Origin of the sequence: Corynebacterium sp. HMSC073D01 (assembly GCF_001815555.1) — a bacterium.
Taxonomy (GTDB): domain Bacteria; phylum Actinomycetota; class Actinomycetes; order Mycobacteriales; family Mycobacteriaceae; genus Corynebacterium; species Corynebacterium glucuronolyticum.
Map to the genome: position 1 here is coordinate 39,090 of NZ_KV821014.1, position 19,935 is coordinate 59,024.

At 56.0% G+C, this 19,935-nt stretch carries 14 protein-coding genes and 1 pseudogene; 10 read left to right on the forward strand and 5 right to left on the reverse strand.

Going from position 1 to position 19,935, the window contains the following annotated elements; all coding sequences use genetic code 11:
* Nucleotides 1-246: 246 nt before the first annotated feature.
* The gene (gene uvrB / locus HMPREF3044_RS01300; protein WP_070738973.1) at nt 247-2,340 is read left to right on the forward strand and encodes an excinuclease ABC subunit UvrB; all 2,094 of its coding nucleotides are present in this window, start codon (nt 247-249) and stop codon (nt 2,338-2,340) included.
* Between the two features lie 64 nt (nt 2,341-2,404).
* A complete protein-coding gene (locus tag HMPREF3044_RS01305; RefSeq protein ID WP_005392388.1) occupies nt 2,405-2,845 on the forward strand; it encodes a universal stress protein in 441 nt (146 codons plus the stop codon).
* A gap of 264 nt (nt 2,846-3,109) precedes the next feature.
* On the opposite strand, the gene HMPREF3044_RS01310 is transcribed toward HMPREF3044_RS01305, so the two are convergent.
* Entirely contained in the window at nt 3,110-5,374 is a 2,265-nt protein-coding gene (locus HMPREF3044_RS01310) for a HelD family protein (RefSeq protein WP_070738974.1), read from the reverse strand.
* 606 nt (nt 5,375-5,980) lie between these two features.
* Between HMPREF3044_RS01310 and HMPREF3044_RS01315 the strand changes: the two genes are divergently transcribed.
* Together HMPREF3044_RS01315 and HMPREF3044_RS01320 are read left to right on the forward strand one after the other, a co-directional pair.
* A complete protein-coding gene (locus HMPREF3044_RS01315) occupies nt 5,981-6,574 on the forward strand; it encodes a TetR/AcrR family transcriptional regulator (RefSeq protein ID WP_070738975.1) in 594 nt (197 codons plus the stop codon).
* Nucleotides 6,549-7,289, forward strand: coding sequence for a CPBP family intramembrane glutamic endopeptidase (locus tag HMPREF3044_RS01320; protein ID WP_070738976.1), 741 nt, complete (start codon nt 6,549-6,551; stop codon nt 7,287-7,289). The genes HMPREF3044_RS01315 and HMPREF3044_RS01320 overlap by 26 nt, the downstream gene beginning before the upstream one ends.
* Before the next feature lie 214 nt (nt 7,290-7,503).
* Here HMPREF3044_RS01320 and HMPREF3044_RS01325 read toward each other — a convergent pair whose 3' ends face one another.
* Nucleotides 7,504-8,427 (reverse strand): DoxX family protein, encoded by a 924-nt coding sequence (locus tag HMPREF3044_RS01325; RefSeq protein ID WP_070738977.1) that lies wholly within the window; start codon nt 8,425-8,427, stop codon nt 7,504-7,506.
* 66 nt (nt 8,428-8,493) lie between these two features.
* The gene (locus tag HMPREF3044_RS01330) at nt 8,494-9,090 is read right to left on the reverse strand and encodes an MBL fold metallo-hydrolase (protein WP_070738978.1); all 597 of its coding nucleotides are present in this window, start codon (nt 9,088-9,090) and stop codon (nt 8,494-8,496) included.
* Between the two features lie 399 nt (nt 9,091-9,489).
* On the opposite strand from HMPREF3044_RS01330, the gene uvrA reads away from it, so the two are divergent.
* On the forward strand, nt 9,490-12,348 hold the full coding sequence (gene uvrA, locus HMPREF3044_RS01335; protein WP_070738979.1) for an excinuclease ABC subunit UvrA: 2,859 nt from the start codon (nt 9,490-9,492) through the stop codon (nt 12,346-12,348).
* Nucleotides 12,349-12,422: 74 nt separating this feature from the next.
* Here the strand turns inward: uvrA and HMPREF3044_RS01340 are convergent, their stop codons facing one another.
* Complete coding sequence (locus HMPREF3044_RS01340; protein WP_070738980.1) at nt 12,423-13,889, reverse strand: cutinase family protein; 1,467 nt, start codon at nt 13,887-13,889, stop codon at nt 12,423-12,425.
* Nucleotides 13,890-14,304: 415 nt separating this feature from the next.
* On the opposite strand from HMPREF3044_RS01340, the gene infC reads away from it, so the two are divergent.
* The 3 genes from infC to rplT are packed head-to-tail and all read left to right on the forward strand — an operon-like array spanning nt 14,305 to nt 15,505.
* Entirely contained in the window at nt 14,305-14,826 is a 522-nt protein-coding gene (gene infC / locus HMPREF3044_RS01345; protein ID WP_081446562.1) for a translation initiation factor IF-3, read from the forward strand.
* Nucleotides 14,827-14,869: 43 nt separating this feature from the next.
* The gene (gene rpmI / locus HMPREF3044_RS01350; RefSeq protein WP_005392402.1) at nt 14,870-15,064 is read left to right on the forward strand and encodes a 50S ribosomal protein L35; all 195 of its coding nucleotides are present in this window, start codon (nt 14,870-14,872) and stop codon (nt 15,062-15,064) included.
* A gap of 54 nt (nt 15,065-15,118) precedes the next feature.
* Nucleotides 15,119-15,505 (forward strand): 50S ribosomal protein L20, encoded by a 387-nt coding sequence (gene rplT, locus HMPREF3044_RS01355; protein WP_005392403.1) that lies wholly within the window; start codon nt 15,119-15,121, stop codon nt 15,503-15,505.
* 237 nt (nt 15,506-15,742) lie between these two features.
* Here rplT and HMPREF3044_RS01360 read toward each other — a convergent pair whose 3' ends face one another.
* Nucleotides 15,743-16,675: a diacylglycerol kinase family protein gene (locus HMPREF3044_RS01360; protein ID WP_070738982.1), complete on the reverse strand. Its 933-nt coding sequence runs from the start codon at nt 16,673-16,675 to the stop codon at nt 15,743-15,745.
* An 851-nt stretch (nt 16,676-17,526) separates the two neighbouring features.
* Here HMPREF3044_RS01360 and HMPREF3044_RS13285 point away from each other — a divergent pair.
* Nucleotides 17,527-18,063, forward strand: coding sequence for a TM2 domain-containing protein (locus HMPREF3044_RS13285; RefSeq protein ID WP_246820812.1), 537 nt, complete (start codon nt 17,527-17,529; stop codon nt 18,061-18,063).
* Nucleotides 18,064-18,434: 371 nt separating this feature from the next.
* Nucleotides 18,435-19,238: pseudogene (locus HMPREF3044_RS13205) on the forward strand (TrmH family RNA methyltransferase); the annotation flags it as partial.
* Nucleotides 19,239-19,935: the final 697 nt, after the last annotated feature.

Below are 19,935 nucleotides of genomic sequence, written 5' to 3' on the forward strand. Positions count from 1 at the left end.
CAGCCGGGATTCACGTTTCGGACCGGAGCGCAGCAGTCTTCTCAAGGCTTTACGACGATTCGGCTACCAGTTCTCTTCCGTTCGTTTTGGCACTGCGTTGTAATGACTCAAGTTGCACTAGTCATGGTGGTATCGCCTGCGGTCTGCTACAGGTGGGGGCGGTCGGCGGCGGTGCTTGTGCGGTGCCTACGAAGAGCGGGTGGTTGGCTCGCGCCCGCGATTTTGGCATCACCGTAGACTGTACGTATGGCATTTCCTATGGAGCACCCTGTTTTACCGCATTCTGATTTCCGTCCTGTGGAGGAGGTCGAGCGCCGTGAGGGAACCTTCGAGGTTATCTCTGAGTACGAGCCTGCGGGTGACCAGCCGAAAGCGATTAAGGAGCTGACGGAGCGAATCCAGCGCGGTGAAAAAGACATCGTGCTCATGGGTGCGACAGGCACAGGTAAGTCTGCTACGGCTGCCTGGCTGATTGAGCAGGTGCAGCGGCCGACACTGGTCATGGCACCGAACAAGACCTTGGCAGCGCAGCTTGCCAACGAGCTGCGCCAGCTGCTGCCGAATAACGCGGTCGAGTACTTCGTCTCGTACTACGACTATTACCAGCCAGAGGCGTATATCGCGCAGACGGACACATACATCGAGAAGGATTCTTCCATCAACGAGGATGTGGAGCGTCTTCGCCACTCGGCTACGTCTGCGCTCCTGTCACGACGAGATGTTGTCGTGGTGAGTTCCGTATCGTGTATTTACGGTCTGGGGACCCCGCAGTCCTACCTTGATCGATCTCTAAAAATTGAGGTAGGGGAGGAAATCGACCGAGACCGTTTTCTCCGCCTGCTTGTCGATATCCAATATGAGCGCAACGATTATGACCTGAAGCGTGGTGCATTCCGTGTCAAGGGGGACACAGTGGACATCATCCCTGCCTACGAGGAGGTTGCTGTCCGGGTTGAGTTCTTTGGCGACGAGGTTGACCAGCTCTATTACATCCATCCGCTGACAGGCGAGATTATCCGCAACGTCGATGTCCTTCGTATCTTCCCGGCGACGCACTACATCGCCTCAGAGGGGCGTGTGGAGAAGGCGATTGAGCAAATCCGGGAGGAGCTGGAGGAGCGGATTACATCCTTCGAAAACCGCGGCAAGCTGCTTGAAGCCCAACGTTTGCGCATGCGCACGGAGTATGACCTTGAAATGATCGAGGAAATGGGATTCTGCTCCGGTATCGAGAACTATTCGCGGCACATGGATGGCCGTGAGGCGGGCGATCCGCCGCCGACGCTGATTGATTACTTCCCGGAAGACTTTCTCACGATTATTGACGAGTCTCACGTCACTGTCCCGCAGATCGGTGGCATGTATGAGGGGGATGCCTCCCGCAAACGTAACCTCGTCGAGTTTGGCTTCCGCCTTCCCTCCGCCCTAGATAACCGCCCGCTGACGTGGGAGGAGTTCGAGGAACGCAAGGGGCAGACAGTGTACATGTCAGCTACTCCGGGCGATTATGAGCTTGCCGCGGCCGGCGGCGAGTTCGTTGAACAGGTCATTCGTCCGACTGGCCTCGTCGACCCGAAAATCGTGGTTAAGCCCACCAAGGGGCAGATCGATGATCTCATCCATGAGATCCGGGTGCGCGCTGAGAAGAAAGAGCGCGTTCTTGTCACCACGTTGACCAAGAAGATGGCGGAGGATCTCACTGAGTACCTGCAGGAAAATGGAGTGCGGGTTCGCTACATGCACTCAGATGTGGATACCCTGCAGCGTGTTGAGTTGCTGCGCAAACTGCGCCTTGGGGAGTACGACGTTCTCGTTGGCATTAACCTGCTGCGCGAGGGGCTCGACTTGCCCGAAGTCTCGCTGGTGTCCATCCTCGACGCCGATAAGGAAGGGTTCCTTCGGTCCACGAAATCCCTCATTCAGACAATCGGGCGTGCGGCCCGCAACGTCTCGGGCGAGGTGCACATGTACGCCGATTCGATTACGGACTCCATGCAGCAGGCAATCGATGAGACAGAGCGTCGCCGTGAGATGCAGATTGCATATAACAAGGAACACGGTATTGACCCGCAACCCCTGCGTAAGAAAATCGCCGACATTCTGGATCTCGTCTATGAAGATGCCGAAGAAGGGGAGACACCCAGCGCAGATGCTGTTGTAGCGAAAGATTACGACGTGTCTACGATGGCGCAGGATGAGGTAGAAAAGTTGATCAAGGATCTCCGCGCACAGATGGGGGAAGCAGCCCGGGAGCTGAATTTCGAGCTTGCAGCCAGGTTGCGCGATGAGATCGTGAGCCTAGAAAAGGAGCTAAGGGGGCTAAAGGAAGCGGGCATTTAGTCAACCATGTAGTCTGGAATGCAGGAAATTAAACCAAATTTGTGGAAGATTCGGAAGGTACAGAATGTCCGCTTATAAGAGCATCGTTGTGGGAACTGACGGTTCAAAGTCTTCACTGCTCGCAGTGAAGCGCGCTGCACAGATCGCAGCATCCTTCGATGCAAAGCTGATCATCGGCTGCGCGTACTACGAGAATGAAGAGCAGGCTACCAAGACTCTGCGCAAGGATTCCGTGACCGTTTTGGGTGACGATCCGGCGCTCAAGAATCTTGAGACTGCTCGCGCAACCGCCGAGGAGGTCGGTGCCTCCAACATTGAGACCGCCATTAAGCCCGGCACCCCAGTTGAGGCTCTTATGGCGATCGTTCACGAGAACGAAGCAGATCTGCTCGTTGTGGGTAACCGTGGCATCAACTCCCTGACCGGTCGTCTGCTGGGTTCTGTGCCCGCAGACGTCGCCCGCCAGTCCGAGTGCGACGTCATGATCGTCCACACCGTTCAGTAAGACACGAACGGATCTTTGCTAGCGCTCCGAGCTGCATCCGCAGAAATGAGGGCTACCTCTGATATTGGTAGCTCTAATATTCGGAGGGGGCGTGCATAGCTGTCACCCGCCGACCTACTTCTTGGTCGGCGGGTTTCGTGTTTCTCGCGCAAACCAGCTCACCAGTGGGGCGGAACCCCCACCAATAGGGAGCGTGGTTTATGCTCACCGGTGGGTAGCACGCTTGCCTGGGGAGTAGAGCGCTTACTGGAGGAGTGGCCTGGCTTACCGGAGGTCAATGTTGCACCTCGGATGCCGGCGAGTAAAGCGCTGCTCGCCGATAATCGTGAGGGTCTGGGTGGCGCGGGTAGCGGCCACGTAGAGATCCTGCAGTCCTTGGGGAGAATTCTCGATGATGGCGCTCGGCTCCACGAGGATCACATGGTCAAACTCGAGTCCCTTGATGTCGTGGACATTGTCCGAGTCGATGACCTGTACGAGGCGTCCATCCGCGAACTCGGACGCAGCCTGTTCGGGATCGGTTCCTGAGGGGAGGAACCGAACAGGCTCACCGGTAGAACGAATTGCCCGTGCAGGGTTTTGCTCGGGGTCGATGCTCTCCAGGAGGGCGTTTGCATATTCCATGATCTCTGCCGGGGTACGGTAGTTGACCGTCAGGCGGTGGAGGGTGAAACGCTTGTCGACGAACGGTTGCAAGCTTTCCTCCCAACTTTCCACGCCGGCTGGGGCCGAGGTTTGGGCGGTATCGCCGACAAGGGTCATCCACCGGTTAGGAGAACGACGCATAATCATCCGCCACTCCATCGGGGTGAGTTCCTGTGCCTCATCAACGACGACATGGCCGTATGCCCACGTGTAATCTTCGGCGGCGCGCTCAACTGTTGTGCGGTTGTCCGTCTCCTGCTGGCGGCGGGCGAGTTGCTCCGCATCGATGACATCGTGCGCGGACAAAATTTCTGCTTCAAGCTCATCGTCAAGGTCCGTATTCTCCGATGATTGCAGCACGTCGAGAGCTTCCTGTGCCTCCGCGAGTTGCTGCTGCCACTCCTTTTCTTCGCGTTTCCGCTGTTCCTCCGGATCCAGTACCCCAATGCGGTGGGCAAGCTCGTCGACGAGAGCAGCATCGGAATCAGTCCAGGCGTACCCATCAGTGCGGAACAATCCGTCGTGTGTATCGTCGTCGTAGTCGCCAGCTACCTCATTGAGTACTGCTTCGTTGCTGAGCATTTCGGCAAGTACATCCTCGGGCGAAAGTTCCGGCCACAATGAGTCAGCAACAGACATGAACTGTGGATCCTCGAGCAGCTCGTCCGTGAGCTCTGCTGTGTCGGCTGCTGAGAGTAAGTTTTCTCCCCCGAGAGGATCAGAGCCGATAATTTCGGTGAGCCTATTTGCGGTGAGTTCGGCCAACTGGTCAGCGAAAATGCCACGTGCTTCGTTGTGTGGCTTACGGGAACGTCGTGCGCGGGTACGAGACTTCTTCACCATCGCCGGGGTGATATCTACACGCACCCCGTCCAGCTGGATGGTGATTGACTCCTCAGGTACCACTTCGTAACGCTGCACTGCGGCAGCGAGGATGTGAACCATCTCCTCGCTTCCCTTAATTTCCCTTCCCAGGAGTGTCTCGGTGGCTACCGGGGTGAAGCCGGGGTACAAGGTGCCGACGGTACGGAGGACTACTCCCGTTTCGCCAAGCTCGGGCAGAACTCGAGAAATGTAGTCCAAGAAGGTGGTGTTGGGACCGAGGAGGAGGACACCTGTTTTAGCGAGCTGATCTCGCCATGTGTACAGCAGATAGGCCACTCGGTGCAGGGCAACTGCTGTCTTCCCCGTACCCGGTCCACCTTCCACGACCATGACACCGCGGGAAGGGTCGCGGATAATGGTGTCCTGTTCGCGCTGGATCGTCTCCACGATGTCGGACATGTAACCGGTGCGCGCACGGTTGAGTGCTTCAAAAAGAGCTGATTCACCGGCAACAGTGTCGCTCGCTAGCTGATTAGCCGTGGGGTGGTCTGCTCGCGCGTCCTCGTTGAGTACCTCATCCGTGATGTCCGTAACCTGGCGAGACGACATCCGGATGTGGCGTCTAACGTGAACGCCCTCGGGCTGAGCTGTTGTAGCGAGATAGTACGGGCGTGCCGCCGGCGCGCGCCAATCCAGTAGGAGGGTGCGGTAATGGTCCTCGGGGGCATCGACACCCAATCGCCCGATGTACCGGCGATCCTGCTTGTCTTTACCAGGAACAGGGGTTTCGGGGTCGTTGTCATCGATGTCAATGCGACCAAAAACGAGTCCAACTTGCGCAAGATTCATGCGGTCGAGACGCTTGGCAAGTGTTGCTACCTCTACCTCACGTTGGACGAGGTCCTCGGCGAGGGGACTGTTGGTGTCGAGCTTCTTCACGGCGGATTCAAGCCGTGCCCTGGCCGTGTCAATGTCGCCGTCGATTCGCCGAAACAGTCCATCGACGTATTCCTGTTCGGCTGCGATCGAGTCATCAATGAGGCGATCATTGTCAGTCACGTGTGATTAACCTCCAGATGGTTGTCCAAAATTTCTGTACTGCTGCGTATGGACACGTATAACGTTAAGGGACCTAGAATACTCCACCTGCTGTCAGGCCAACAGGCAGTTGACGTTTTAGCAGGTTGCCTCCATGCGCGAAGCGTGTCCCACCGGTGGCGCGCATGCCGCCATCCAAAATTCTGTCTGAGGGCGCATGAACGAGTGATCAATGGGCGTTTTCCGGGGCGCTGCGTCCTGCATAGGGGAGAAGATGTTGCGACCCAAAACTGCCAAAGGCAAGTGCGATCCTCACCCCAACTTTTCAACGCGTTCGTTATTGTGAACGCGCCACCATTGTTATTCATTCCCGCTTGAATAAATTCATGCCGGGAGAGACAAGCGAGACGGGAATGTGTTGAGCGATGTAACTCGGGGAACCGATGGTGGGTGACGCGAGAAGGGGGAGGGCGCAACGTGGAGAAAGAGAATATGAAGAGGGCTGTTAACGATGAAAAAGAAACACAGCTGACTATGTGCTGCGCCGGTAGCGCAACTGAGATTGCGCGTATAGACGTTCGTTCTATAATGGATGTTATGTAACGATTGTTATGTAAGGAGATGAGCATGCCACCAAAGCCTAAAGTAAAGCGGGAGAACATTCTCGATGCAGCCTTCGCGGTCGTGCGTGAGTCTGGCATAGAGCAGTTGAATGTGCGACGCATTGCCAGTGAATTGGGGTGCTCCACTCAGCCGGTCATGTACCACTTCCAAACCATGGACCTGCTCAAAGAAGCGGTGTACGAACGTGCCGACCAATTTCACACGGAATACCTGCTACAGCAACGAGGCGAAAGCGGATCGCCTTTCCTGTCCATCGGAATGAACCATATTCGCTTTGCAAGAGAAGAGGCACCCCTATTCCGTTTCCTCTTCCAAAGTGGTTTTTCTCCGCATCAAAGTCTTAAGGAAACATTTGACAGCGACGAGCTTGTCCCGTTGCTCTCCGCTCTGCAGACAGAGACCGCACTGGACATTCAGCAAGCGAAAACGGTGTTCATGAGCCTAGCCATGGTTACTCACGGGTATGCAAGCCTGCTTTCCAACCATCTGCTGGAATACAGAGAGGAATTTGTCACGTCTCAATTATCCAGCGTCTTTAATGGCGCAATATCTGTTGCCCAGGAGGGCCACAATGAAAAAACTGTACGACAAAAGTGAGTTGCTCTTCTCGCTCACCTGGATTGCGATCTACTGTGTCCTGCAATCCTTGGCCTTTTCTCTCAATGATACGGTTGGCATCAAATTCTCCTTCAGTGCTCTGTTTGCGGCAACCCAAACAATCATCCTGTATTTGTTTCTACGCAGGCATGGACTTTTCCAGCGTTACGGGATTCGCAGTCCGCAGTTGTCGGCGAAGCGCTTTGTCTTTTACATTCCGCTCCTCATTCTGATAAGCGGCGCCCTATGGAATGGTATTGGTCTTCGGTACACCGTCGTGGAAACTGGTTTCTACATCTGTCTTATGGCGTGCGTCGGTTTTCTTGAAGAATTGATTTTTCGTGGGTTCCTATTCAGAGCAATGGCGGAGGAAAGCTTGCGTCAGGCAATCGTTGTCTCCAGCGTCACATTTGGGATTGGGCACATCGTGAATAGCGTGAACGGAAGTGGCCAGTCACTAACGGTTACGTTGCTGCAAATTGTTTTCGCCATCGCCGTTGGCTTTCTCTTTGTCACCATTGTCTACCGAGGTGGCAGTCTATGGCCGTGCATTATTACGCACCAGTTCATTAACATTTCTGAAGGCTTCACCGTCGAAGCTGACCTAACCATCGGAAAGAATGTTCTTTACGTGCTCACACAGATGACGGTGATCATCGTTTATATCTTGATTCTCAATCGTACTTTGCCAAAGGGGCTGTTAATGCAGAGCTGAGGCAGGGCCGCCAGGGACGATTCCCCCGCGGTTTCCCATCCCGGCTGTGGGATCCGCGAGAGACCCGTCTGGGCTGTGGTGGTATCCCCGCTGTACTTTGCGTGTTGGGCTCTCGTGGTGAAGTGGTACTGGGGAGGACGTGAGCGGGACAGTCGAAAGCATCCTGGAGCCGTGAACGGCCCCAGGATGCTTGGGTCTATCTTCTGCGCAGAGTTTAGCTCAGCTTCTCCAGCTTCTTGGAGAACTTCTTTTCTGCCTTGTTAGCGGCTTTTTCTGCCTGCTTGCTGAGCTTGTTGGCGCGCTTATCGGCTTTCTTAGCCAGCTTTTGAGCGGACTTCTTGCCGTTCTTGGCGGCTTCCTCGCCACGCTTTTGGGCCTCGTCGGCGGCCTCGGCGGCGCGCTTCTGGGCCTTGTCGGCGGCCTTCACCAGGCGCTTCTTAGCGATCTTGGCGTTCTTCTTTGCGGTGGAGAGCCAGTCGTCCTTGTTGTCCTCGACGTAGTCCGTGACATCGTTCCATGCGTCGGCAAGCTTCTCACCAGCGTTGGAGAAGAAACCAGCGGCGGCGGTACCTGCGACGGTAGCACCTTCCACGATGTTGTCGCGAGCGTTCGATGCGCCCTCTACGAGGTTGTCGCGGATTTCCTCCTGCTCGCTCTTGCCTGGGAGAGCTTGCTGGACGGCCTTGTTAGCGCGACGTCCGGCATCCTTTGCACGCCACGCGAGACCGGGCTTGCCCTCGGTGTCGAGGGAGGTAAGAACCAATCCGCCGAGGAGGGCAAGGTTGGTTAGCAGACCGTTCTTGCGCTGCTCCTTCTCCTGGTCGTCGTCCGTGTTCCAGAATGCGTTACGGGCGTAAATGGTGGGCACAGAGATGAGTGCCAGGGTGCTGGCGGCTAGGCGCGGAGCCTTACCGAGGGCGAGCAACGAACCGGCGCCGACGCGGGTACCGGCTGCGGCCTGGGTAACCATCGTGGCATCGGTGGGCACGTATCCCTTGTACTGAGAGGGGAGAACGGCACGGGTGCTGTCCAGCACGCTCTTGGTTCCCTCGACGTAATCCTCCGGCTTGCTCAGTGCTTTGACACCATCTGCAACATAGACTGCCGCAATCATGGGTCGGATAATCTTCCGGATCATGTGTTGTAACGCTCCTTCAAAAGTTCGTTCTCTAGTGCTCTGTTTAGTGTACAGTAATCCGGTTAATCACCAGCCACGCTCTCGCCATTCACCGAGATGAGGTCGTTCTTCACCGAGCGTTGTGGGCTTTCCGTGGCCGGGGTGCACAATAGTTTCGTCCGGGTACTCATCAAAAAGCCTCTCCGTTACATCGGTAAGGAGCTGCTGAAACTCCGCCGGCGAATTGGTCTTTCCCACGCCACCGGGGAAGAGACTATCCCCGACGAAAAGGTGCTGCTTGCCATCGATCTCGGCGAAAATTGCTGCACCACCGGGGGTGTGGCCACGAAGAATTATGACGGGGAAGCGGTGCCCCTCAAACTCCAGAGTGTCGCCGTGGTTGAGTTCGACATCCACAGGGCAGGGGAGGGCGGGCGCATCCAATGCTGACGCATAATGAGTAGCTCCCGTTTCGCGGAGCACCTCTTCCAGTGCACCGACGTGGTCGTGATGGCGGTGCGTGGTGAGCACTCCCGTGATGGTGCATCCAGCGGAAGCCGCGAGATCAAGAAGAGCCGGCGCATCGGCCGCGGCGTCGACAAGCAAACCGTGAGACCCCTCAACCAGGAGGTAGCAGTTGTTGTCCATGGAAGATACAGAAACGTGGTGCAAAGTCAAACTCATACTTTTAAGGATAGCCAAGCTTTGAGCAGTAAGTCGTCGGATAATAGCTCTTCGCGTGCGAACCGAGTGAGTAACCTCGAGTGACAAAGTGGCTCCAGCCTGATCCCTATAGAAGGGCAGGCTACGGGTGCTGGCGGAAGTAAATAGGACGACGGGTGCTGACAGACATAAACCGGGCGACGAGTGCTGATGGAAGAAAATAGGTAGACAAGTTTTGGCAGGAGGGAATAAGGGATGGAAGTAAGTATGAGATGACTGTGTGTGGGAATAAAAGTCATCCCGGGTCAGTTGAAGTAAACCGTGCTAGATTTAGCGAATGGCCCAGTTCGCTGGTATGTTCGAGACGGTATTGGCAGCTGAAAGCGCTGCCCGCTAGAGCGCAAAAAGGAGATCGTGTAAGTGGCTGATCGGTTGGTTGTCCGCGGGGCGAGAGAAAATAACCTGAAGGGCGTAAACGTGGATATCCCGCGTGATGAGCTCGTCGTCTTTACCGGTTTGTCCGGATCCGGCAAATCCTCGCTCGCTTTCGATACCATCTTTGCTGAGGGGCAACGCCGGTACGTTGAGAGCCTCTCCAGTTACGCACGTATGTTCCTGGGACAGATGGACAAGCCAGACGTGGACTTCATTGAGGGGCTTTCGCCTGCCGTGTCTATCGACCAGAAGTCCACGAACCGCAACCCGCGTTCAACCGTCGGTACAATCACAGAAATTTACGATTACCTGCGTCTTCTCTATTCGCGCGCGGGCACCGCCCATTGCCCCGAGTGTGACGCTCCGATTGCCAAACAGACTCCCCAGCAGATCGTCGACCAGATTCTGGAGCAACCGGAACGAGCGAAATTCCAGATTCTTGCGCCTGTGGTTAAGACCCGCAAGGGCGAGCACGTCGAGCTCTTCGAAAGTCTTGCCGCGCAAGGTTTTTCCCGCGTCATCGTCGATGGCGACATGCACCAGCTTTCCGATCCACCGAAGTTAAAGAAGCAGATTAAGCACGATATTGATGTCGTGGTCGATCGACTTCAGGTGAAAGAGTCCCAAAGGCAGCGCCTCACCGATTCTGTGGAACAAGCACTAGCGCTTGCCGACGGCGTTGTCGTCGCTGACTTTATCGATTCCGGAGAACAGCTCACCTTCTCTGAGCAAATGGCCTGTCCCAACGGCCACCAACTCGATGTCGAAGACCTGGAACCGCGTGCTTTCTCCTTCAACTCACCGTACGGTGCGTGTCCGGCCTGCGACGGTCTGGGGTTTAAGCAAGAAGTTGATCTCGACCTTTTGGTTCCTAACCCTGATGCGCCGACAAATGAGGCGGTGCACCCGTGGAGTTCTTCGCCGAATAGCTCCTACTTCCGGGCATTGGTTAAAGGGCTGGGCGCAGCCCTCGGCTTCGATCCCGAGCAGCCGTACAGCGAGTTAACGAAGCAGCAGCAAAAGGCTCTCATTTTCGGCACCAAGGAAAAGGTGAGCGTTCGATACAAGAACCGATACGGACGGATGCGAAATTGGACGGCTCCGTTTGAAGGCGCTGCCAATTTTGTTCACCGAAAGATTGACCAGGCTGGGACAGAGAGCTCCAAGGATCGCCTCATGGCCTACATGCGTGAGGTTCCCTGCCCCACGTGTAAGGGGGCCAGACTACGCGACGAGATTCTCGCCGTGCGCCTTGCTTCTCACGAACATGGTGAGTGCTCCATTGCGGGGCTGACGGATCTATCCATTGATGATGCCCTGGACTTTATCCGCGATCTTGACCTCGGGGTGCGGGAGCACAAGATTGCAGAGGCGATCCTCCGGGAGATCGATGCCCGGCTTAAGTTCCTCCAGGATGTCGGACTTAATTACCTCACGCTGTCTCGAGCTGCCGGGACCTTGTCCGGTGGTGAGGCCCAGCGTATCCGCCTTGCTACCCAGATTGGGTCGGGATTAGCAGGTGTTCTGTACGTGCTCGATGAGCCGTCCATCGGCCTTCATCAGCGCGACAATCATCGCCTAATTGAGACACTGAAGCATCTGCGAGACATCGGCAACACCCTGATCGTCGTTGAGCACGACGAGGATACGATCAGAGAAGCCAACTACGTGGTGGATATCGGACCGCGGGCCGGTGTCCACGGTGGCGAGGTGGTGTACCAGGGCTCGCCAGAGGGGCTTTACGCTTGCGAGGAATCGCTGACCGGACAATATCTGTCTGGTAAAAAGATCCTCCCTGTTCCGGATACGCGGCGCCCTGTGGACAAGCACAACATGATTAATGTTGTGAAGGCGTCCGAGAACAACCTGAGGGGAATCGACGTGTCTTTCCCTAAAGGTGTGCTGACCTGCGTCACGGGTGTGAGTGGTTCGGGTAAATCTACTCTGGTCAACCAGATTTTGGCGAAGACTCTTCAAAATAAGCTCAACAGGGCGCGCCAGGTTCCCGGGTACGTGAAAGATGTGACGGGGCTGGAGAACCTGGACAAACTTGTACAGGTAGATCAATCCCCGATTGGGCGCACACCCCGCTCGAACCCGGCTACGTACACCGGTGTTTTTGACAAGGTGCGCAAGTTGTTTGCCGAGACGAATGAGGCGAAGGTACGAGGCTACAAGCCTGGGCGTTTCTCGTTCAACGTCAAGGGTGGGCGCTGTGAAGCATGTCAAGGCGATGGCACCCTGAAAATTGAGATGAACTTCTTACCCGATGTCTACGTTCCGTGTGAGGTGTGCCATGGCGCACGCTACAACCGGGAGACGTTGGAGGTGAAGTACAAGGGCAAGAACATTGCCGAAGTATTGGATATGCCGATTTCTGAGGCCACCGAGTTCTTCAAGAACATCTCCTCCATTCATCGCTACCTCAATACCCTTGATGAGGTTGGGCTTGGCTACGTCAAGCTCGGTCAAGCGGCAACAACGCTGTCCGGAGGTGAAGCTCAGCGCGTGAAGCTTGCCGCAGAACTGCAAAAGAGGTCGATGGGGCGCACAGTATATATCCTCGATGAACCGACGACAGGTTTGCATTTCGATGACATTTCCAAGCTCATGCTTGTGATTAACGGGCTTGTGGATAAGGGCAATACCGTCATCGTCATTGAACATAACCTCGATGTAATCAAGGCTGCAGACTGGATTATTGATATGGGGCCTGAAGGCGGTTCAGGTGGCGGTCGCGTCGTTGCGCAGGGAACCCCTGAGGACGTAGCCAAGGTCAAAGGCTCTTATACCGGCATGTACCTCAAAGAGATGCTCGCTGGCACGGCAAAGGGGGCAAAGTAAGCGCACGTGCCTTTAAATTACCGCGTTATCCTGGACTAGGAGTCCCGTCGTGCCGGGCTGGGATTCCTTCAGGACTAGGAACTGCCGCTATCAGTTTTGAGGATGGTGGCAGCTCGCGCGGCTAGCCAGTCATCTGCAAAGTCAGAGCCGTTGCGGTCGCCAACCTTGAAGTGCCCATCGAAATAGGAGATATGGGCAAACCCGAAATCTCCGGCGACAGCCATCGATTCGATCAAGTTCGCATTAGCTGGGTCTTCCAAAAGCGGGGAGAGACCGGTCTGAGTTGCAATGAATTGGCCTAAATTAGACACATCCCGTCGGGTAGCGGACGCGCGGCCATCGCCGGGAGCGTCGAATGGCTCCTCGGCGGTGAATACGAGTCGCGTTGACTCGGTTGCTAGCGTGATGATGGCTGCAGCATCGGGGGAGAGTGTCTCTACCTGGGAAGCCAGGCCTTCAGCTGCAGGCAGAAGGTACTCGGCCGTATTTCCCTTAGCCGCCAACCCGGGGGTGGCGGCGATGAGAGAAAGCGCTACTAGCTGCGCAAAGTTAAGATCCGGGCGTGTGTGGTCAACGACGATCTTCAGATAGCTCGCTACCTCCACAAGTGCGGCGGTAATGCTGAGGATGTTGATCCAGTCCAGACCTGCGGTGATGAGGGCTGTGTCGAGGGGAATTCCAGCTTCGAGCTGCCCCCTGACACTGTCGATCGCTTTACTAGTTTGGTCATCCGCGAGGCCTGGCCAATCGATACGATTGGCAAAGTTTGCGACATCGCGGATGAGCGAGCCCTCGTGAATCGAGCAGGCCATGTCGTTGCTGTCGCAGATGGAGATAACTGTGCCTTCGAGACCAGTAAAAGGTGTCGGACGGGCGCCCGTCATGCCGACTCGACCGGGTAAGACACCGGTGGACCCGCCGACGATGATTTCGCCGTTGGCGGCAAAAACGCCACCGTTCTTTGCGGCGAGGTCCGCCTGGCCCTTTGTCGGCTTGTCGATGATAGGTGAGCGTCCGGGGTCTGCGACCAGGACAACGCCACCGATTTGTTCCGGTTTGACGTGAGACACACGACCGGCTGCGACCTCGGCGGCGGCATTTCCGATCACTGATGCGCCCTGGGAATACCCGACCAGGAAGAATTTTGTGCTGGGGCAGCGTCGACCAACACGTGTTAATTCGGCGGTGGCCGTCTCCACACCGGCCAACACTGACTCGCCATACGTAGCGGCCTCGGAGCTTACCGGCCCTGGCGTTAATGCGTTGATGCGCCCGAGACTTGCTGGATAGGCAACGTTAAACCCGGCAACATTGCGAACACCAAATTCTTGCTGAAGCTTATCGGTTGGATTCCAGCCGCTGGTGTACAGGGGGATCGGGTCCGCTGTCTGAGCTCTGTTCGAATATCCGGTACCTGCCGCTTGTATGACGTGGATGGGTGTGCAACCAGGGAAAGCGTGAGCGGTGTTCGGTGTGAGAACTGCAGTTGCTGGTGCCAGAACACTGGCAGCTGTTAGTAAGACGGCGAGACGGCGGTGCATGGGGTATAATTCTAACCGTTCAATAGACACTCTTTCTTGCAAAGTGTCTTTTTCTAGTGGGTCGTGCGTCGGACAGTGCAGTCGATTGATGTGCATGAAAAGTGCAGTCGATTGATGTGCATTAAATGTGCACGACAGTCTGAATTTGGCGTTTTTGCCACGGTGTGTTATATTGCAACAGCTACCGCGTTAATGCGGTGTACATCAAGTGGAGGTCCCTCCCACCAGATGCCGCCCGGTTCATCCGGGAAGGATAATGGTTATACTCTCATCCTCGGATGTAGAGCGTACGGATCTCCCACGTGCTGGCAACAGCAGGTGGGATTTTTTGTATGGGGAAAGCGCTTGACTGTCCATCAAAGCAACATGCGCGGTCGAAACTAACCGTAAATTTTCTGTGAATTGAGGAGTCCACATCAGCGCTGAAGCTCGCATCAATGAGCGAATCCGAGTTCCCGAGGTCCGTCTAATCGGGCCTAGTGGTGAGCAGGTTGGCATCGTTAAGGTTAAGGATGCTCAACGGCTCGCGTACGACGCCGACCTTGATCTGGTCGAAGTCGCACCCAAGGCTAAGCCTCCCGTGTGCAAAATCATGGACTACGGGAAATACAAGTATGAGCAGGCACAGAAAGCTCGCGAGGCTCGGAAGAACCAGCAGCAGACTGTGGTCAAGGAGCAGAAGCTTCGTCCCAAGATCGATGATCACGATTACGAGACGAAGAAGGGCAATGTCGTCCGCTTCCTCGAGAAAGGCTCGAAGGTAAAGGTGACCATTATGTTCCGTGGTAGGGAGCAATCCCGTCCGGAGCTAGGTTATCGCCTGCTAGAGCGTCTCGCTGAGGACGTCAAGGACTACGGCACCGTCGAGTCCCGCCCGAAACAGGACGGCCGCAATATGACGATGGTTCTCGGTCCTGTCCGCAAGGGCAAGAAGTAAACCATCTGCAAGCAGATCTTTTAAGAGAGTAAGGACTTATCCCATGAAGCAGAAGACCCACAAGGGCATGGCTAAGCGTGTGAAGATTTCTGGCAAGGGCAAGCTCCGCCGTGAGCGTGCTGGCCGTCGCCACCTTCTTGAGAGCAAGCCTTCGAAGCGCACCCGCCGTCTCAAGGGCACCGTGGACGTTGCCCCGGCAGACGTCAAGCGCGTAAAGCGCCTTCTTGGCAAGGCATAAGTCGCCTCGCCCATAGTCCGATATATCAAGCTATAAACCGAAGGAAGTATCAAGATGGCACGTGTGAAGCGTTCAGTTAACGCCAAGAAGAAGCGTCGCGAAATCCTCAAGTCCGCTAAGGGCTACCGTGGCCAGCGTTCCCGCCTGTACCGTAAGGCCAAGGAGCAGTGGCTGCACTCTATGACGTACGCTTACCGCGATCGTCGTAAGCGTAAGAGCCAGTTCCGTCGCCTGTGGATTACCCGTATCAACGCGGCTGCACGCATGAACGGCATTACCTACAACCGTCTCATCCAGGGCCTGCGCCTTGCTGAGATCGAGGTTGATCGCAAGATCCTCGCTGAGCTCGCCGTGAATGATTTCGCTGCGTTCTCCGCTATCTGCGAGGCTGCTAAGAACGCCCTCCCTGAGGACGTCAACGCCCCAAAGAACGCTGCTTAAGCGATAAAAGCGTAACGCTTTGCTAGCCGCCCCCGGTTTCCGGAGGGCGGCTTTTGCTTTTGTCAAAGCCCAAGGGACGAAACAGTAGGCATGGGGTATACAGGAGGGGATAGAGGAGCTAGGGGAGGACGTAGGCCTCGTCACATCAATGATGGGCGACGGGGGTTCACGTCGCCGATGGGTGTAGGCGGAAGATATGGGTGCCTGCTAGCTCTACGCCTGCGCTTGAAAAAGAAGCTACGGGACGAAAAAGAGCCCGGCCGCAGGAGCGATGTCAACTTCAATGGGAGGATCGCTCACAAAGTCCCCGTCGGAAAACACAGGCGCGCCTTCGAGCTCAACGCGGACATGCTTGGCGTGGTACGTGTTTACGCCATCTTGGCTGGAGAATTCTCCGCGAAAGATTTTCGGGAAGGTTTTGAGCGCTTGTGGAATACTCATCCCGTAAATTACGGTGATATCCAGCAGTCCGTCGGCGTGGTCAGCATCCGGACTGATTTTCATGCCTCCCCCGTAGGAACTCGTGATACCCACTGCGACGGTGGTGAAAAGATCCTGTTCCAAAACATGCTTGTGATCGAGAGTGATCCTTGCGGGGTATCCATGGAAATTGAGAGCTTCGAGTAACACAGCCAACACGTACCGGGGTGTACCTTTCGGCCAGGACAACCGGTTGGTTCTGGCATTGACACGTGAATCGAAGCCACAACAGGTTATGGTTGCAAAATACTCGCGCACGCCTTCGGCGGTGGTGTGGATTCCAAGATCTGCGTGTTGTGTTTTTCCGGCGGCGATAAGACGAGCTGCTTTGACCGGGTTTCGTGGTAACCCGTAATGGTGCGCAAAGTCGTTGCCCGTGCCCGCAGGGATAATACCCATCGGGACATCCGTCCCAGCTTGTGATTGCAAGACATGGTGGATGAGTCCGTCACCACCGGACACCACAATCGCATCGATGTGGGGATCTCGGATCATCCATGATGCGATCTCGCGTGTGGAGTCGGGGTCGAGTCCAGTTGCTGACGTTACGTTGACACCGTGACGGACAAACTCCGCTGCGGCCTCTGCCGTCGCTTCCTGTGACCGGTTCCCGGATTCAGGGTTTGTGATGATGCCGACCCGCTTGATGGTTCGCTTTTCGGGTGCGTAGTCGTCGGGTAGAGCTGTCACAGATGACCTTTCTTCTCAGCGGGCGGGGCGAGAGCCCCGAAAGGGGCAACACATGCTACCTTTCGCCAATTATAGACATACCTACATTGGGGCCGCCCGTTGGAAAACTTCCTATTGTGATGTCCGAATCGACCAGGCAACAGCGGTAGCAGGACCCCGAAGCGACTGTTCGCTTGGTGCAATACCTGGCCTTGGCTGCTCTACGGTCTTACCGTCGATACTGACGTGCTCGCTCCTTGAGTTCCTTTACACAAGGGATACTCGGTACCCCGCGTGAGAGGTTCGAGCTAATCAGCTCTGTATCGGCAGAGGGGAAACGAATCGTTCAACGTGTGGCGGTTCAATGTTTTGTCAATGTTTTGTGTCTTGTGCCCGGAGAGCCCTGGAATCGAATCTCGTTGACCTCGGAGTGCCTTGGACTACAGGCGTGAATCGGGTGCGGGCAGTGAAAGACGGGAAAATGGCCATTGCAGAGGCTAGGGGAGGCCAGGTGAGCCACGTATTGGCTTTTTGACGCTAGGGTCATGGTATGGACGTGCAAGGGTTACGTAGGAGGCTAAACAGCGGATAGCGATTGCTCCATTGCAGATGTGGAAGGGGCAGTGCGTTCGCTAGCGGTGGTGTGGAAGGGACAATTTTCATCAGGCATCGCTGGGTGCTAGTGAGCGCGGATAATGGAGACACCCTGTGTCTGTGTTGAGGTATGGGTATGTTCGTAAGGCGTGTGGGAAGCGGTGTGGGACGGTCGCGGTAACATGGCGTGTATCACCGGGAGTCTGCGTTTGTAGGAAGCAGGTAGTCTTTCGACAGCGTTGGTGAAGAAAACCGATAGAGAAGAAAGCAGGAACACCATGTCGTCTCCATATAGTCCGGATGACTTCGACCGCGATGGCATGCCTATAAAGCGTAAGTATGGCAAGAAAGCGGGCTCCTCATCTATAGAGCAGGGAAGGTGGCAGACTCCACAAAACCTGCCGAGTTTTGGCGAGGCATCCCTTTCCAGCGAGCCTCCACGTGGGAATTCACCGAGTTGGCAGCAATCTGCGGGGCAGCAGTGGGGCGACAAAACTTCTCCAGCTCCCATGAACAATCCCTACGGTTTTTCTCAGGACGTGTCACCTATCAGCGACAAGAATTGGATCGTCGCTGCGCTTCTTCTTGCATTCGTAGGTGGTCTGGGTGTGCACAACTTCTACCTGGGAAAGACTAACTACGGCATCGGTCAGTTAGTTCTGAATATCGCTGGTTGGGGGCTCTTCGTGAGCATCCTCGGAATCCCCTTTGCTCTTGTGAGCTGGGGTATTCTCTCAGTTTGGTTGTTCATCGAATTCCTCATCCTCGTCATCAACGGGGGCACCGATGGTTACGGGAGGCCGATGCGCCCGTGAGCAACCAAAGGAATTCTTCTCGCTCTACCGGCGGGTTTAGGGCTCGATCCCGCTCGCATCGCAGCGCCTCCGAGGTAGATACCGGAGTGCGTGAGAGCGAAGTGCGGGACAGCCGTCGGAGTAGCGCTCGCGAAGAATACGGCAGTTACGATCCCGCAGCCAGCCACGAAAAGCGCAGCAAACGGGATCGGCAGTCGTCGTCCGAGCAACGGGAGAATCGGAGCTCCCGTGAACACCGACGTGGTAGGGGCGAGGCGCAGAAGTGGGGAGCGAACCGTAGAGATAATCACGATGGGCGGCGCGATTCCCGCCAGAGTGCTCGTCGCGGAGGCGAGGAGCACCGCAACCACGTAAAGGACGAGGAGCCGAAGGTGACCGCTACCGGCGAGCCGATTTTCACTGAACGGACACCTCGTGTCGTGAATGCTGCAAAGCTCAAACGATCCGCAGTGCGGAAAAAGGAAAAGCGCTTCCTCGTCGAGGGCGAAAATAGCGTGGAGGCGGCTGTCGCCACCGGTGCGGCAACCGACATTTTCCTGACGAAGTCGGCGGCCGCACGCTTTACGGATATTGTTGCCGCTGCCAAAGCTATGGGAATGTACGTGCATTTCATCGATGAAAAGGCAGCAAAGAGCCTCCAGGACACGGTTACGTCGACAGGTATCTTCGCCGTGTGTCGGGAAGTGCTGTGGTCTGCGCGTGACGTGCTCAATGGCCGTCCGAAGCTAGTCAGCGTTCCGGTAGAAACAAACGAACCCGGAAACGCAGGGACGCTTATCCGCGTTGCCGATGCCATGGGTGCAGATTGCGTGTTGTTCGCGGGCGACACGGTAGATCCCCAGTCGGGAAAAGCAGCGCGCAGCTCGGCTGGATCGCTGTTCCATATCCCCGTGGCGCGAGAGCGAAACATTATGAAGGTTGTCAGTATGCTTCGCGAACGCGGTCTGGCGATCGCCGCTACGGCGGCGGACGGCGAGGTGGATCTCACTGATGCTGAGGATCTTCTCTCCCAACCTACGGCGTGGCTGTTTGGTAATGAGGCTCATGGTCTGCCAGAGGAAGTCCAGGCACAAGCGGATTACCGAATCCGGATTCCCATTCGCGGTCGTGCGGAGTCTTTGAACCTAGCCACTGCAGCCTCCATTTGTCTGTTTGAATCATCGAAATACCAGGCGAAAGCTGCAGAATCCGCGCGTAGTGGACAGATAAGTGAAGAAGACGTTCCCGAGACTGCAGAGTCCGACGAGTTGAGCATCGCCGAACCCGACGAGTTCAGTGCCGCAGAGGCTGGTGAGCTCTCCGCTGGCAACCGTGAGGCCGAAAGCGATGACCTCTCGGTGGATGGAAACGTGCTCGACGGGTGTGAATCAGATACCAGCGGGTCGGAGGACATCTAGCTCCCTTCTACGCGCTTTTGCTGCCCTGTCGGTGTCCTGTCACTTTTGAATTCTCGGAAGTAACAGGACATGTGGCGTACAGGGGAACCAAACGTCGAAAAGCGTGATGAGGAGACCTGAGAAGCAGTGAGCCTGATGAGTACGGCACCTACACGGGCACCCCTGAACTGCAAAATTAGGGCACAGCGGCGACGCAGTAGGAAACAAAACGGCGTGCAACGCGGATTCGTGGTGGCACACCCGCGGGGGAGCCCAGGCCACAGAACTCTGAGCACTCTGGCGAAAACTGTGCTGTTTTACGGTGCGTGAATCGGCGAAGCAGTGAGGGAAATGCCTGACCGAGTGGGTAGAACGCGTGAGGCTCGACTACATTAATACTTTACAAACACTTCTGGGCAGCGCGGATATCTTTTACCGCCAGCCCAGGAGATGTGGCGGAACGAACGTCGAGGTGACCGTGGGCGGAACCACCGTT